The 14,929-nt window shown below is 69.6% G+C and carries 13 protein-coding genes; 6 read left to right on the top strand and 7 right to left on the bottom strand.

The genetic code is table 11. The features are described from left to right. The first annotated feature begins 192 nt into the window (after nucleotides 1-192). On the top strand, nucleotides 193-657 hold the full coding sequence (locus tag K228_RS0100065) for a hypothetical protein (RefSeq protein WP_025616584.1): 465 nt from the start codon (nucleotides 193-195) through the stop codon (nucleotides 655-657). 28 nt (nucleotides 658-685) lie between these two features. Here the strand turns inward: K228_RS0100065 and K228_RS0100060 are convergent, their stop codons facing one another. Beyond that, nucleotides 686-1,942 carry an MFS transporter gene (locus K228_RS0100060; RefSeq protein ID WP_025616583.1) on the bottom strand — a complete coding sequence of 419 codons (1,257 nt, stop codon included), beginning with the start codon at nucleotides 1,940-1,942 and terminating at the stop codon, nucleotides 686-688. 67 nt (nucleotides 1,943-2,009) lie between these two features. On the opposite strand from K228_RS0100060, the gene K228_RS0100055 reads away from it, so the two are divergent. Continuing rightward, on the top strand, nucleotides 2,010-2,903 hold the full coding sequence (locus K228_RS0100055; RefSeq protein WP_025616582.1) for a 1,4-dihydroxy-6-naphtoate synthase: 894 nt from the start codon (nucleotides 2,010-2,012) through the stop codon (nucleotides 2,901-2,903). On the opposite strand, the gene K228_RS0100050 is transcribed toward K228_RS0100055, so the two are convergent. Then, nucleotides 2,864-3,250: a cold-shock protein gene (locus K228_RS0100050; protein ID WP_012184346.1), complete on the bottom strand. Its 387-nt coding sequence runs from the start codon at nucleotides 3,248-3,250 to the stop codon at nucleotides 2,864-2,866. The genes K228_RS0100055 and K228_RS0100050 overlap by 40 nt on opposite strands. A 189-nt stretch (nucleotides 3,251-3,439) precedes the next feature. On the opposite strand from K228_RS0100050, the gene K228_RS0100045 reads away from it, so the two are divergent. Next, nucleotides 3,440-5,902, top strand: a complete 2,463-nt coding sequence (locus K228_RS0100045; RefSeq protein ID WP_025616581.1) for a helicase-associated domain-containing protein — start codon at nucleotides 3,440-3,442, stop codon at nucleotides 5,900-5,902. A 115-nt stretch (nucleotides 5,903-6,017) separates the two neighbouring features. On the opposite strand, the gene K228_RS0100040 is transcribed toward K228_RS0100045, so the two are convergent. Continuing rightward, nucleotides 6,018-6,254 (bottom strand): hypothetical protein, encoded by a 237-nt coding sequence (locus tag K228_RS0100040; RefSeq protein WP_025616580.1) that lies wholly within the window; start codon nucleotides 6,252-6,254, stop codon nucleotides 6,018-6,020. Nucleotides 6,255-6,677: 423 nt separating this feature from the next. On the opposite strand from K228_RS0100040, the gene K228_RS0100035 reads away from it, so the two are divergent. Together K228_RS0100035 and K228_RS0100030 are read left to right on the top strand one after the other, a co-directional pair. Next, nucleotides 6,678-8,357 (top strand): DNA repair helicase XPB, encoded by a 1,680-nt coding sequence (locus K228_RS0100035; protein ID WP_025616579.1) that lies wholly within the window; start codon nucleotides 6,678-6,680, stop codon nucleotides 8,355-8,357. A 478-nt stretch (nucleotides 8,358-8,835) separates the two neighbouring features. Continuing rightward, nucleotides 8,836-10,395 carry a hypothetical protein gene (locus tag K228_RS0100030; protein ID WP_025616578.1) on the top strand — a complete coding sequence of 520 codons (1,560 nt, stop codon included), beginning with the start codon at nucleotides 8,836-8,838 and terminating at the stop codon, nucleotides 10,393-10,395. Between the two features lie 205 nt (nucleotides 10,396-10,600). Here the strand turns inward: K228_RS0100030 and K228_RS0100025 are convergent, their stop codons facing one another. The 3 genes from K228_RS0100025 to K228_RS0100015 form a co-directional block, all read right to left on the bottom strand. Next, the gene (locus K228_RS0100025) at nucleotides 10,601-10,999 is read right to left on the bottom strand and encodes a VOC family protein (protein ID WP_025616577.1); all 399 of its coding nucleotides are present in this window, start codon (nucleotides 10,997-10,999) and stop codon (nucleotides 10,601-10,603) included. A gap of 217 nt (nucleotides 11,000-11,216) precedes the next feature. Beyond that, nucleotides 11,217-12,470: a zinc ribbon domain-containing protein gene (locus K228_RS0100020; RefSeq protein ID WP_025616576.1), complete on the bottom strand. Its 1,254-nt coding sequence runs from the start codon at nucleotides 12,468-12,470 to the stop codon at nucleotides 11,217-11,219. A gap of 25 nt (nucleotides 12,471-12,495) precedes the next feature. After that, nucleotides 12,496-13,809 carry a M48 family metalloprotease gene (locus K228_RS0100015; protein WP_025616575.1) on the bottom strand — a complete coding sequence of 438 codons (1,314 nt, stop codon included), beginning with the start codon at nucleotides 13,807-13,809 and terminating at the stop codon, nucleotides 12,496-12,498. A 323-nt stretch (nucleotides 13,810-14,132) separates the two neighbouring features. On the opposite strand from K228_RS0100015, the gene K228_RS0100010 reads away from it, so the two are divergent. Further along, nucleotides 14,133-14,507 carry a VOC family protein gene (locus tag K228_RS0100010; RefSeq protein WP_025616574.1) on the top strand — a complete coding sequence of 125 codons (375 nt, stop codon included), beginning with the start codon at nucleotides 14,133-14,135 and terminating at the stop codon, nucleotides 14,505-14,507. Between the two features lie 101 nt (nucleotides 14,508-14,608). On the opposite strand, the gene K228_RS0100005 is transcribed toward K228_RS0100010, so the two are convergent. After that, the coding region (locus K228_RS0100005) for an RCC1-like domain-containing protein (RefSeq protein WP_029723244.1) at nucleotides 14,609-14,929 on the bottom strand (321 nt) is incomplete at its 5' end.

Below are 14,929 nucleotides of genomic sequence, written 5' to 3'. Positions count from 1 at the left end.
GTGAATCGCCCGGCAAAGCCGCCGGGGCCACTACCGCAGCCAAACGGGAGGCCCGGCCGAACGGACTCATCCGGATAGACCAGGGCGAAACCGATCTTCACCATCACCCGCCGTTGACAAGGCACAGCGGCGGGAGTGCGGCGCGTTGATTGGCGGCGGGCGCCCTCGGGTGCAGCCCGGCGATTCCGGGGTATGTCAGCCGCCATGCCAGATCAGGAGCGGTCAGTGGACCCGGAACACTCCCGGCCGGCAGGGGTCGGTGACGCCACCGTCGAAGCCCTGGGCGGATTGACCGAGGCGTTGGAGACAGTCCATCGGGCACGCGGTCACCTGTATTCGGCACACCAGCTCATCGGTGGAGCAGATCTCACCCTCGACCGGGTGGTGCGGCTACTCCGCGAGGCCGAGCACGACGACATGGCCGACCGGGTCGAGCACGAGTTGCTGGGCCGCAACGTGCTACCCGGGCGATGGACATTCCAGGTCGTGGAGGAGTTCGACGACGGCTACTACGCCACGTTCCAGGCGATCGAGCGGGACGCACGGGAACGCCTTGCCGGTGGGCGGCGGCACATCTACGAGGCGGAGATGAAGCAGCGGCGCCGCACCCACGGCTTGCCGGGGCACGAGGCCACGCCGGAGGCGGGCGCCCCGTAACAGGGCCTGGGCAGCACCGCTCGAACCCTCATCCGGCGACCGAGCTTGTCTTGAGCCCTACCCGAGTGGTGCGCAGCGGCGCGGACCGGAGCGCCAGCAGCCCGACGCCGCTGGTGGCCACTGCGCAGATCGCCATCGCCACCACCGCACCACGGTATTCGACGACAGCGCCGAGCACGTTGAGCATGACCAGCGAAGCCAGGCTCTGCACCAGGGTCAGCAGGGCCTGAGTCCGAGACAGGTGAGTCTCCGGAGTCGTCCCCAAAATCAGGGGCCCGAGGTGCGCGGCGAAGAGACCGCTCCCGAACCCCATGACCACCCCCGCGCCGATGGCGACCGGAACGGTGGGCGAAAGCGCCAACCCGAGCACGCCGACGCTCGCTGCCAACAGACCCCAGGCGGAGAGGAGACCGGGCCGGCCGAGCGGGCCTCGGCGCGCGACAGCCAGGGTGACGACAACCATGCCGACGCTCTGCGCCCCAAGAATGAGACCGGCAGCCGCCACTCCCCAGTCCTGGGCCCGCGCGAGCAGCGGGACCAGCAACGACAGCACCGGCAGCAGAAACGCCGCCGCGGCCCCGGTCATCGTCAACCCAGGACGCAGGAGTGGATCACGAAAGCCAACGCGGAGGCTGTCGAGGGCGTCGCGGACAATCCCCGCACCCGCCGGCGGCGGCGGCGGGCCGGCGTACCGCGGCCGAATAGCAATCAGCAGCATCAGTACCGCGGCGAAGGTCACTGCGTTGACCAGGGCAGCCCCCGCCAGCCCGGCCAACCCGACGAGAACCCCGCCGAGCGGACCGCCGCCAACGGCCACCAGCTGACCGCCGGCCTGACGTAACGCCAGGGCCCGTGGCAGTTGGTCCGCGTTGACCAGCCGCCGCGGCATCGACCCGGACGCTGGCAGATAGAAGGCATCGGCGACCCCCACGGCAACCCCTGCGGTGAGCAACAACCAGGGCGGCGCGCCGAGATGATAGGCCGCTGCCGCCAGGGCGACCGAGAAGACGAGCATCGCCGCATCGCCGATGATGAGCACTCGGCGTGCGCTCACCCGATCCCCGACCGCCCCACCGATCAAAAGCAGCAGCACCCGCGGCAGCGTGATGGCGGTGAGCACCAGACCGGCGATGGCGCCGCCATGCGCACTCGCCTGCCAACCGAGGGCGAAGTAGAAGAACGAGTTGCCCAGCAGCGAGGCGAGGATCCCGACAAGCCAGAGCAGGTACGAGGTGGGCAGTTGGTACCTCCGGCGGCCGGGATGCAGTTCTGGACCACCGGACAATGCCGGATCCCCTCCGCTGCCACAAGGCCGGCCAGGAGCGGCCGTACCGCGGGGCTACCGTAGGTGCGTGACGCTCTCGCTGGCGATCTCGCCCTGCCCCAATGACACGTTCGTCTTCCATGCGCTGGTGCACGGGCAGGTCCCCGGCGCCCCTGCGGTCACGGTGACCTACGCCGACGTGGACGTGACCAACACGGCGGCCGAGCGGGGTGCGTTCGACCTGGTGAAGGTGAGCTACGCGGCGCTGCCGTGGCTGCTCGAGGACTACCACCTCCTGCCCTGCGGTGGAGCACTCGGCCGGGGCTGCGGACCCCTGGTGCTGACCCGACCCGACCCGACACTCGCCCCCGCCGCGTCCTCCGGGGGCTCGGGCGATCGGGTGACCGGAGTCCCGGACCGGGCCGATCTCTCCGGCGCCACGGTTGCGGTACCCGGTGACCGGACCACGGCCTACCTGCTCTTCCGGCTCTGGTCGGCCGGGCGGCCACCCGCCCGCATCGAGGTGGTGCCGTTTCACAAGATCATGCCGGGGGTCGCCGCCGGGCGATACGACGCCGGCCTGGTGATCCACGAGGCCCGGTTCACCTACCCCCGGCACGGGCTGACCGCCCTGGTCGACCTGGGCGAGTGGTGGGAGGCCGACACCGGCCTCCCGATCCCGCTCGGCGCGATTCTCGCCCGCCGCGGCAGCGTGGACCCCGAGGCTGCCACCGGGTGGATCCGAGAGTCGGTCCGCCAGGCCTGGGCGGACCGAGCGGCCAGCCGCGACTACGTGTTGACGTACGCGCAGGAGATGGAGCCCGACGTGGTCGAACGACACATCGACCTCTATGTGAACGAGTTCACCGCCGACCTGGGTGCGGCCGGGTACGCCGCCGTCAACGCGCTGCTGGGCCGGGCCGCCGACGCCGGCCTGGTGCCTCAGACCTCCAGTTCGCGGGCGACCGCGTGGACCAGCTGAGCGATCTTCTGGGCGGTCTTCCGATCTGGGAACCGGCCGCGGCGTAGGTTCGGCTGCACCTTCGCCTCCAGAACCTTGATCATGTCTTCGACGAGGCCATGCAGCTCCTCCGCAGGGCGACGACGCAGCTCCGCCACCGACGGTGGGGCCTCCAACAGCTTGACCCCCATCGCCTGGGCGCCACGACGGCTGTCGACCACGCTGAAGTCGACCCGTTGCCCGCCCTTGAGGTCGGTCACACCCGCCGGAAGCGCGGCCTTGGGCAGGAACACGTCGCCGCCCTCGTCACTGGTGACGAAACCGTATCCCTTGGTCGCGTCGTACCACTTCACTCGACCCGTCGGCACTTGTAAAACCTCTGCTTCGCTCACGACGTCTACTGCTCTAAGGCTAGCCGGACCGCGGCGTCGGGCGCCGCTGGGAATCTGGTGAGATCATCGCGCACCGGCGCCACCCCGGCCGGTCGCCGGTGCGCTCAGGGTGACTGGCCGACCGAGGGGCGAAGCGGGCGCCCGTCGGGCTAGCGTGGAAAGACGATGACCAACTCACTCGCCGACCACCTGCGTGCGCTGCCCGACCCGGCGCTCGCGGCCCTGCTCCAGCAGCGGCCGGACCTCGTCGTACCGGTCCCCACCGACCTCGCCGCGCTCGCCATCCGAGCCCAGTCCCGGGTATCGGTGGCCCGCGTTCTGGACAGCCTGGACCGGTTCACGCTTCAGGTCCTCGACGCCGCCCGGCTCACCCGCGACGCAGCGGCCGACACCACCAACCTCGACGTGATCCTCGCCATGGCCGCCGCCAACGCACGTCCCCCCGCCCCGGCCGCCGTCCACGAAGCGGTGCAGCTGCTCCGATCCCGCCTGCTGCTGTACGGGTCCGACGAACGCCTTCACGTGATCGGCGGCATCGACGAGATCTCCCCGTACCCCGCCGGGCTGGGCCGGCCGGCAGCGGAGCTGGACTCGCGGTCGGCGGCCCTCTGCGCGGACCCGGCGAAGCTGCGGCGAACCCTGCTCTCGGCACCGCCGTCGGCCCGGGCCATCCTGGATCGGCTCGCCGCCGGCCCGCCGGTCGGCAGTGTGCCACCGGGGGCGCTGAAGGCCCCGCCCCTGGGCGCCGAGAATGCCCTGCCACCGGACCCCACGAACGGCGGCGCACCCACCGGATCACCGGTGCGCTGGCTGGTTGACCACCGGCTCCTGATTTCGGTCAGCACCGGTGGGAGCGGCCGGCCCGGGACTGTCGAGCTGCCCCGGGAGGTGGGGCTCCTGCTCCGCCGGGACACCGGCGCACTCGGCCCCATGCCCACCGACCCGCCGCGGGTCGCGGCCCCACCCCGGGAACCAAAGGCGGTCGACTCAGCCGGGGCTGGCCAGGCCATGGAGGTGGTCCGCCAGGCCGAGGCGCTGCTGGAACAGCTCGCCGCAGAGCCGGCCTCGGTGCTTCGCTCCGGTGGCCTGGGCGTCCGCGACCTGCGCCGGTTGGCCCGCGCCCTCGGCCTGGATGAACCGACAGCCGCACTGCTGCTGGAGGCGGCGCACGCCGCCGGACTGACCGGGGAGCTGGAGGCACCCGGGGTCGCCGCGCCCCGTTCCGGCGCCGAGCAGCAGGTGCTGCCGAGCGCCGGGTACGAGGCCTGGCGAGCCGGTTCGCTGGCGCAACGGTGGGAGCAGTTGGCCCGAGCCTGGCTGACGATGACCCGGCAACCCGGGCTGGTCGGCCAACGCGACGACCGGGACCGTCCGATCACGGTGCTCTCCCCCGAGGCGGAACGCGCTGGGGCACCGATCGCGCGGCAAGCGGCGCTCAGTGTCCTCGCCGACCTGGAGCCGGCGACGGCACCCACCCCGGACGAGGTGCTGGAGCTGCTGGACTGGCGAGCGCCCCGGCGCAGTCGGGGACGGGAGGCGGCCCACCGGGAGGTGCTGGCCGAGGCGGCCACGCTGGGCGTGACCGGGCTGGGGGCGCTCACCTCATACGGGCGGCTGCTGCTCGCCGACACCAGCACCAGCGAGCAGCGGGGCGCTGACGACCCGCTGGGCCTGCACGCCGACGGCGAGGCGTCAACGGCGGTACGGGCGCTGGACGGGCTGCTACCCGCCCCGGTTGACCACTTTCTGGTGCAGGCCGACCTGACCGTCGTCGTACCCGGGCCGGCGGACCCGACGCTCACCGCCGAGCTGGACGTGGTGGCCGAGCACGAGTCGGCCGGCGGGGCCAGCGTGCACCGGGTGACCCCGGCAAGTGTCCGGCGGGCGCTGGACGCCGGCTACTCGGCAGACGACCTACACGGGTTGTTCACCCGGCGCTCGCGGACCCCGGTGCCGCAGGGGCTCACCTACCTGGTTGACGACGTCGCCCGCCGGCACGGCGGTCTGCGGGTCGGCGCCACCGGGGCGTACCTGCGCAGTGACGATGAGGCGCTGCTCGGCGAGGTACTCGCCGACCGTCGGTTGGAGGTGCTGGCGCTCCGCCGGCTCGCGCCGACCGTGCTCATCACTCCGGCCCCGGTCAACCGCATGCTCGCCACGTTGCGCGAGGCCGGCTATGCGCCGGTACCCGAGGACGCCACCGGTGCGGCGGTGCTCACCCGACCCAGGACCCGCCGGGCGCCGGCGCGCTCGCCGGGCACCACCCGGACAGTTGACCCGCTCGCCACCCCGAGGCTCCCGATGCCCCGGCTCCTCGGCATGGTCGAGCAGATCCGGCGGGGCGACGCCGCCACCCGGGCCGCCCGACAGGCGCCGGCACTGCTCCGCGGCCAGGAAGGCGCCAAAGCGGCGCACCGCCACACCGACGCGCTGGCCGTGCTGCAGCAGGCGGTCCGGGACAAGGCGCTGGTCTGGGTGGGGTATGTCGACGCGCATGGGGCGACCGCCTCCCGGCTGGTCCGGCCGGTGTCGATCGGGGCGGGTTACCTGCGGGCGGAAGACGAGCGGACCGAAATGCTGCACACCTTCGCCCTACACCGGGTGGCAGCAGCGGTGCTGGCGGACTGACCGCCGCGACGGTTCGGCGCCAGTCGCGACGGGAGAGCCCCGACGGTCAAACGCCGGTCACGACGGGAGGACTCCGACGGGTCAGCGCCGGTCACGGCGGGAGGACTCCGACGGGTCAGCGCCGGTCGCGGCGGAACGTGCCGACCACCGCGACCACCAACAGCAGACCAAACGCCGTCCCGGCGGTCTCGCCGACCGAGTCCACGAGGCCCTGCCGCTGCACCAGCAGACCAAACAGGAACCAACCGAACAGGAGCACCCCGCCGGCCACGTAGGCGACCATCATGCCGGCGGAGACGGGCGGAGCGGTCCTCCGCGGCGTCTCAGCCATCACATCCTGGTCGAGGGTCATTCCGTCCTCCCCGCCGTCGGCGAAGCTCGAAGGTCCAGGGTGCCACTCACAATGGCGGTGGGCCAGCACCTCGACCGGCCGGTCCGGCCCGGGCGTTGCGCCCGCCCCCGTTGGCGAGTCCGCGGCCCCGACCGACGCGGGCCCTCCGCCCCTGCCGCTCTCAGCCACGGATCGAACGCGTACGCACCGGCGCCGACCAGCGTGACGACCACGCGGGCAAGGTCCGGAAGACGACCCGGAGCCAGAAACATGAGACGTACCCGCGTTAGTTGTCACCCTGCAAGACGTACCAGTACCCCGCCAGGTTGCATGGTGCGCGCAAATTCCGATATCTGATGCGGAGCGTGCAACACTGGATGGTCGTCTCGCGGCACCGCTGCCCGGCGCGACGGCCGGCATCCGAAGATCAAGAGAGGCGCTCACGTGAGTGGTGGACCCCTGATCGTGCAGTCGGACAAGACCCTGCTGCTGGAGATCGAACACCCCGATGCGCAGGCCTGCCGATTGGCGATCGCACCGTTCGCCGAGTTGGAACGCTCACCGGAGCATGTGCACACATACCGGCTGACCCCGCTCGGGTTGTGGAACGCCCGGGCCGCCGGCCACGACGCCGAGGGCGTGGTCAACGCGCTGATCACGTACAGCCGCTATCCGGTGCCGCACGCCCTGCTGGTCGACGTGGCCGAGACGATGGACCGGTATGGCCGGCTGCAACTGATCAACGACCCGGCACACGGCCTGGTGCTGCGGGCCGTGGACCGGGTGGTGCTGGTCGAGGTCGCCAAGAGCAAGAAGCTGGCCGGGATGCTCGGCACGAAGCTCGACGACGACACCATCGCGGTGCATCCGTCCGAGCGCGGACGACTCAAGCAGGCGCTGCTCAAGCTCGGCTGGCCGGCCGAGGACCTGGCCGGGTACGTCAACGGTGAAGCTCACCCGATCGAGCTGGCCGAGGCCAGCGCGGACGGCGGGAAGCCGTGGACATTGCGCTCCTACCAGCGGGAGGCGGTGGAGGCGTTCTGGGCCGGCGGGTCCGGTGTGGTGGTGCTGCCCTGCGGCGCGGGGAAGACCCTGGTCGGGGCTGCGGCGATGGCCGAGGCGAAGGCGACCACGCTGATCCTGGTGACGAACACGGTGGCGGGGCGGCAGTGGAAACGGGAGTTGGTGGCCCGCACGTCGCTGACCGAGGCGGAGATCGGCGAGTACTCGGGCGAGCGCAAGGAGATCCGTCCGGTCACCATCGCGACGTACCAGGTGTTGACGTCCCGGCGCGGCGGCGCGTTCACCCACCTGGACCTCTTCGGCGCGCGGGACTGGGGTCTGGTCGTCTACGACGAGGTCCACCTGCTGCCCGCACCGATCTTCCGGTTCACCGCCGACCTTCAGGCCCGTCGGCGGCTGGGGCTGACCGCCACCCTGGTTCGCGAGGACGGCCGGGAGGGGGACGTGTTCAGCCTGATCGGCCCGAAGCGGTACGACGCCCCGTGGAAGGACATCGAGCAGCAGGGCTGGATCGCCCCCGCCAAGTGCACCGAGGTACGGGTGACGCTCACCGAGGCCGAGCGGATGGCGTACGCGACGGCGGAGGCTGAGGAGCGCTACCGGATGGCGGCGACCACCCGTACCAAGCTGCCGGTGGTGAAGGCGCTGCTCGACCGGCACCCGGGCGAGCAGACCCTGGTGATTGGCGGGTACATCGACCAGCTGCACCAGCTGGGGGAATATCTGGACGCGCCGATCGTGCAGGGGTCAACCACGAACCGGGAGCGGGAGCGGCTCTTCGACGCGTTCCGCTCCGGCGAGCTGCAGACCCTGGTGATCTCGAAGGTGGGTAACTTCTCGATCGACCTGCCGGAGGCGGCGGTGGCGGTCCAGGTGTCGGGCACGTTCGGCTCCCGGCAGGAGGAGGCGCAGCGGCTCGGCCGGGTGCTCCGGCCGAAGGCCGACGGCCGGCAGGCGCACTTCTACACCGTGGTGTCCCGGGACACGATCGACACCGAGTACGCCGCCCACCGGCAACGGTTCCTCGCCGAGCAGGGGTATGCCTACACGATCGTGGACGCCGATGACGTCCTCGGCCCGTCGCTGCCCTCGGTCGACTGACCGCGGGCGGGTTTGACTCCGATCAGGGTTCGACCGCCCGTCGCACCGGGCAGGGACGCTACGACTCGCCCCCGGCCGGAGAGCCCGGCCCGGCGGAGGACGACGATCAGGTAGACCCCCCGAGTTAATTCGGTCCCGCCGAACTTGCCCCTCCTCAGCATTTGCCGGGCCGAGACAGCACCGATGATCTGCGGCTATGCCTGGGCGAACTCCTCTGGGCCAAGGGACGTCTCGTAACCCTGACGAGGCCTTCGAAAGTCCTCCAATCAGACACAAGGCATAGGTCAACCAGAATATCCGCAATCTACCCCTTAGCGCGGGGGCGATTCTAGCCATCGGCTGTCCGCGATCAGGCTACCGGTTGACGAACCAGGCCATCGCCCCCCACCGCAGGGCTCTACCACCCATTGCCGACGCAACCGACACACCTCTACACTTCACCCGCTATCGATATCCGTCGACAGTCAGGACCACGAATATGCGCAAGCGAAGTCTCGCCCTGGCCTCCGTCATGACGGCAATCGGCCTGACCCTACCCAGTACGACCGCAGTCGACAGCACGGCTGGGCGCACCCTGCCCATCCCCGTCGATCCCCGCGGCGTCGGACTACAGCCATTCGCGGGTCAGCCGGCCACAGCCCACCCGATCGACAACGCGGAGGTGCCGCAACACCCCTTCATGGCCGCCAACGGCACCAGCAACATGCATGGCGACGCCTACCAGACCGACGCATACCAAAATGCCGGCCCTTCCGGACGCGATCTTAAGGTGAGCAGTCGGCTACAGGGCGGAGAGTGTCTTACGGTCACCTTCGACTCCAAGGGCCGGATCGTCACGGTCTGCATCACCCCGGGCCAGGCACCTCGGCTACTTCTCCTGGATCCGGACACCCTCGACGCGATCACCACCCTGAGCCTGCCTGGCGCCGCCAGCGCCAGCCCCACCGACGCCGTCGGCGGCGCGTACTTCTACCTCGACAACCGCGACCAGGCGATCATCCCAACGAACACCGGCGAAATCCTGGTCGTCGCCGTCCAGGGCGACCGCCTCGTACCCCAACGCAGCTACGACCTCACCCCCGCCATCGGCACCAGCGGCATCGTGTCGGCCCTGCCGGACTGGTCCGGACTGCTCTGGTTCGCAGCCAAGGACGGAACCGTCGGCACCCTTGACATGACCAATGGCCGCATCGAAACACACGAATTCGACGGCAAGCAGATCGCCAACAGCTTCGCCGTGGACGAGTCCGGCGGAGTCTTTGTCGTCAGCGACCACGCGCTCTACCGGTTCGACGCCACCCCAAACGGCCGGCCCGAGGTCACCTGGCGCGCCACCTACGACCGAGGGAGCCGACAAAAACCGGGCCAGTTCAGTCACAGTAGTGGCACCACCCCCACCCTGATCGGCGCGGCATCTGGCCCGGACGGGGGCTACGTGGCCATCACCGACAACGCCGATCCGGCCATGCAAGTACTCGTGTTCGCCCGCGGCAAGAACGGACCGACCGAAATCTGCACCCAGCCGGTCTTTCCCGCCGGCACCAGTGCCACCGAGAACAGCCTCGTCGCCGTCGGCGGTGACATCATCGTCGAGAACAACTACGGATACCAGTTCGACGGACGGGCGCTGCTCAAAGGGCTGGCCGGCGCCAGGCAGCCCGACACGGTGCCGGGTCTGACCCGGATACAGGTCGACTACCCCGGCCGAAACTGCTCCGTCGACTGGTCCAACACAACCGAGCGGATCCCGAGTGTGGTCAGCAAGGTCTCGCTGGCCAACGGCCTGCTGTACACCTACACCCACCCCGCTGCCGACGAACTGGCGTTCCGCCCCGGCGGCCAGTTGCTTGGACATCCGGACGCGTGGTATCTCACCGCGATCGACGTACGGTCCGGTGAACAGGTATGGAGCAGGCTGGCCGGAGCCGGACCCCTTGTCAACAACCACTACGCCCCGATCTCCATCGGACCCGATGGTGCCGCGTACATCGGTGCCGTCGGTGGCCTCATCCGCATCGCTGACAACCGGCCCGGATGATTCGTGGTAGTCGCCGGGACGTGCTGTTCGTCGGCGCATAGATAAGCGGAAGTGCCTGCCCTGCAAGGGAAACTTGTCATTGCGACCTCTACCGGTTTCTCGTCAAGGGGAGGCACTTCCGTGACGCCGAGGTGGCAAACGCGCGACCGATCAGCGACTCAGGTCAGGATGTGTGGTCTTGGCCCGGCTTGCCTGGCAAGTGCGGCTACGTCAGGGTCGCGCCGAGAAGGTCCCACCGGTTGCCGGCAATGTCGAGAAAGACCGCGACTCGGCCATAGGGCTCGGTCCGCGGTTCCCGGATGAAGGTGACACCGGCCTCGGTCATCCGCCGGTAGGCGGCGTCGAAGTCGTCAACACGGAGGAAGAACCCGACCCGGCCGGCTACCTGGTTACCGACAGCGGCACGCTGATCTTCTCCGTCGGCGCGAGCGAGCAGAATCCCGGTCTGGGCACCCGGAGACCGGACGACGACCCACCGCTTGGATCGCCCGTCATTGGTCAGCGATGGTGAGTCCTCGATGAGATCGAAGCCGAGTACGGCGGTGAAGAACGCGATCGCCGGATCGTACTCCTCGACAAGCAGGGTAACCACGTCAATCTGCACCGTGGCAGCGTACGCGGGTCGTGTCCGCTCGCCGCTCGAATGCGCCGACAACGGCTACTGGTCGACCGAGGTCGGCGCCCCGGCACCAGGGCGAGCAGGGGCCGACGGTGTCGATGACCCGATGCGCGGCGGCGTGCGACACCCCCGAACAGCGGGCCGATCTGCCGCATGGTCAGGTCGTGCGAGGGATGTTTTGACGCTGGACTGGTTGCTGCTGTCAGTCACTGCGAAACGTCACCTTGCCATCGACCACTGTGGCCAGACCGGTGACGTAGAAGGGGGTGTCGAAATCGTCCTCCGTCCCGCCAAAGCTGGAATATGCCACGTTGACGCGTCCCGACCAGCCGGCAACGGCGAGCTCGCTGCCCCGCATCTTGAACTCGAGCTCCGGGTACGTCTCGATCGTCCACTGAACGGTCCGCGAGGGCCCGAGCGCGATCCACGAGAAGGGGCAGCCTTCCGGTGACGGGTCGGTGCTCGCGGCACACTCGTCGAGGTACGCCTTCACCTGACTTTCGACCTCGCTGCGCGCCGATTCACTGACCGTCGGCCGCAGCCGTGCCTCGTGCGGCTCCAGCAGGCCGACCTCCATGACGACCGGTTCCGCCTCGAAGAGTAGGTCATCAGCCAGTCGCACCTCATGGACGCCGGGGAAGACGCGGGCCCTCGCGTACCGGTCGCGGGCCGGCACCGCCTGCCCGTTGATGAGCACCCTCGCATCGTCCTGCCAGATCGGCACGGTCAGCTCATTGACTCCGCCATAGATCAGCCAGCCATGGAGAACACCCAGCTCCTTCTGTTCCTGCCGGTGCAGATACAGCACTTCCCGATAGGTACGGCTGCCAACCCGGTAGGTGACACTGGCCGACCGCCAGTCAGCACTGTCCGCCCCGGCCGGAACTCCCGCTAGCTCGATCTCGTTCAGCTCCTCGATCGAGGTGACCTCCGCCGCCGACGGCGGCCGGTACGACGCGTTCAGGGGGATCAACGGCAGTTCCCCGCGATCGTTCGGACCTTCCCTCGACGGCTCCGCCAGGAGGGAACGCGCGGCGCCGAAGTCCCGCTCGGAGAGGGCGGAGAAGTACTCCGCGACCGTGCGCTCGGGGGTGTAGAAGACGCTTTGGACCACGTAGAGGCCGGTAATACCGGTCAACAGCACTGCCAGACCGAGGCCGGTGAACAGGTACACCCAGCGATTGGGGCTACGCACCTTGGCGAACACGGTGGGCGGCGGGTCGACCGGGTCGGTGCCGGGCCCCGGTGCCGTGGCCGGGTCGACGGCGGGCATCGGCGACCGCTGCCCCCGCCGCTGCCCGCAAGCGGGGCAGAAGCGCGCCTCCAGCGCGGTGGGCCGGTGGCAGGTGGAGCACTCCTGCGTCTGCTCGGCGGCCGGAAGGCCACATCGCAGGCACCCCTGCTGGCCCGGAAGGAGCACGGTCCGGCACTTCGCGCAGGCCTGAATCGTCGTCATCGCTACCTCTCCGCCATCGGCTCAGTCACGGGATGAGTGAGCTGGACACGACCACAGGAAGCGGACGTGCCGGCGAGTCGCGGTCGGGCAGCGGATAGTCAACCCCGGGCGCCTCGGCGCGCTCCAAACGCAGCTCGTTCGGGGGGTGGTTAGCGCAGACGGCGGCCTCCCACCCGTTACGGGCCCCGTCGAAACCGTCCCGGGAACGGCTCAACACCTGCCGTAGCCCGAGGTGATGCCCCGCCCAGATCGCGCCCTGGTCGGCGAGGTATTCGGCGGCTCGGTTTCCCGCTGCCTGCATCGGCATGACGAAGTACCGGACGGTCAGCAACAGCGGCCAGGTGCTGAGCGTCACAACGAGGGCAAGAATCGGGTGTCGGAAACTCTGTCGCAGCCACGTGCCGAACGCGTAGATGAGGTAGAGCGGCAGGCCGAGGCCGCGCACGAAGAGGCTGGACACCGGGTCGGCGTTGCGCCAGTGCGTCAGCTCGTGACACAGCACCGCAGCGATCGGCTCGGGCGCGTAGTCGAACTCGTCGAGCAGTCCTCGGCTGATCACCACGTGTCGGGTCCCGCTGACCGCGTGCTGACTGTGACTGTCGTCGATGAGTAGCTTCGGGTACTCGTCAAGCTGCAGCCGCGTCGCGCAGTCTACGAGAATCGGCTGGAGCAGTTCCCTTTCTCGGCGGCTTGGTTCGCGGTAGCCGGCAGCCCGGAACCGCCATCCTTCGGTAGCGATTCCGTAGCCGGTGTAGAGCAGGCTGAGGAGAAGCGCGACGATGGTCTGGGCGACGAAGTAGCCGGCGGCGTAGCCCGGCTCGGTGGTGACCAGGGACCACGGCACGAACAAGCCACCGAAGAACCCGGCCAGGCAGCCGAGCAGCACGCCGACCAGGAGACCGAGCAAGCCGCCTACCTGAAGCAGGTCACCGCTGAGCACCGAACCGAGCAGGGGAACCTCGGTGAGGAAATCGGGGCCGACTACATTGCCACTGGTGAACCCGCCGAGGTAGCCAGCTATCGCGCCGTACAGGATCCCCAATCCGCCGAGGAGCACGGCGAGCGGCAGGTTGAACCAGGCGGCGATGAACGCGCCGAGCGCACCACGCCGGTTCCGGAACGCGCCGGTCACCAGCCAGGAGACGAAAGTCGGATAGCCCGGAGGACGGGCGAAGAGCCGTTGCCCCCGGGCCGGCTGGACATTGTGCGGCGGGACGGAGATCGGCTGCGCGGGTCGTTGGCCGGGCACCTCCGCTCCGGTTGGCTGCGGCAACGGAGTGCCGCACCCGCACTCGCCCTTTGCCGGATCAATGTGATTGCCGCAGTTCGCGCACTGCACCGTCGACTCCCATGATCCTCGTCATTGAATCCGAACGGATTGTTGCACGAACGACGGCCGTGCGATGCCCCGCCGATCCGGGCATGGCGAGGAACGCAATCGAATCAGTGCCCCTTTTCACCGCCCTGCACTACTTCACCCGCTATGGCACTGAGAACGACCGGCCCACGAATTGCCGCCGGCACCTTTGTCATACGGGTGACCGTCGCGCCGGTGACGTTTACCTGGTGCAGGCCCGCACTCGACGGTGGGACCCGTGGATGAGCGGCAGGGCCGTTTCGCGTCCACGAAGTTGGTCGTACCCGCCGGGCATGATCTGGTGCATGACCGAATCTGGGACACACCGGCAGCACGCCATCGACTATGTTGAGTTCGCCGTCACCGACCTCGCCGAGGCGAAACGTTTTTACAGCGAGGCCTTCGGCTGGCAGTTCACCGACTACGGGCCGGAATACGCCGGCATCCGCAGCCCGCACGGCGAGTCCGCGCCCGAGGTGGGCGGGCTTCGGCAGGACACCCAGGTGCGTGCGGGCGGCCCACTGGTCGTGCTGTTCTCCACCGACCTGGAAAAGTCAGTCCAGGCGGTGACCGAGGCGGGCGGCACCGTGGTCAACGGCCCATACGACTTCCCGGGCGGGCGTCGGTTCCACTTCACCGACCCGAGCGGCAACGAGCTGGCCGTCTGGGCCGAGGCGTAGCAACCGCAGCAGGGCGGGGTGCTGCCCAGCTAAGGGCGGTGCTCCGTCAGCGACCTGGTGGCTCGGCGACGAAGACGCCGCGCCCGGCGCGTCGGATTGCCTCAGCGTAGACGGCGGGTCGGTTGATGCTGGTGGGCGAGGCGGATGAGGGTGGCACCGGTGAGGATCAGCAGGGTGGCGGCGGCAAGGGTGATGGGCAGGCTGGCACCGGTGGTGGGCAGGTCCGGTGGTGGTGGTGGGGTGGAGCCCGGTGGTGGTGCGGTGGAGCCCGGTGGTGGTGCGACTAGGGCCATGCTGTGGGCGGCGCCGGCGGAGGTGACCGTGACAGTGGTGCCCGCCGGCAGACTGACCTCGACCGGCGTACTGCTGTCCGCGGTCGTCCCGTCCCCCAACTGCCCTCGGCCGTTGTCGCCCCAGGCAAG

It is taken from the genome of Salinispora cortesiana (assembly GCF_000484695.1).
Classification (GTDB): Bacteria; Actinomycetota; Actinomycetes; order Mycobacteriales; family Micromonosporaceae; genus Micromonospora; species Micromonospora cortesiana.
Note: the sequence above shows the minus strand (reverse complement) of the source record. Positions and strands in the feature narration are given on the sequence as shown.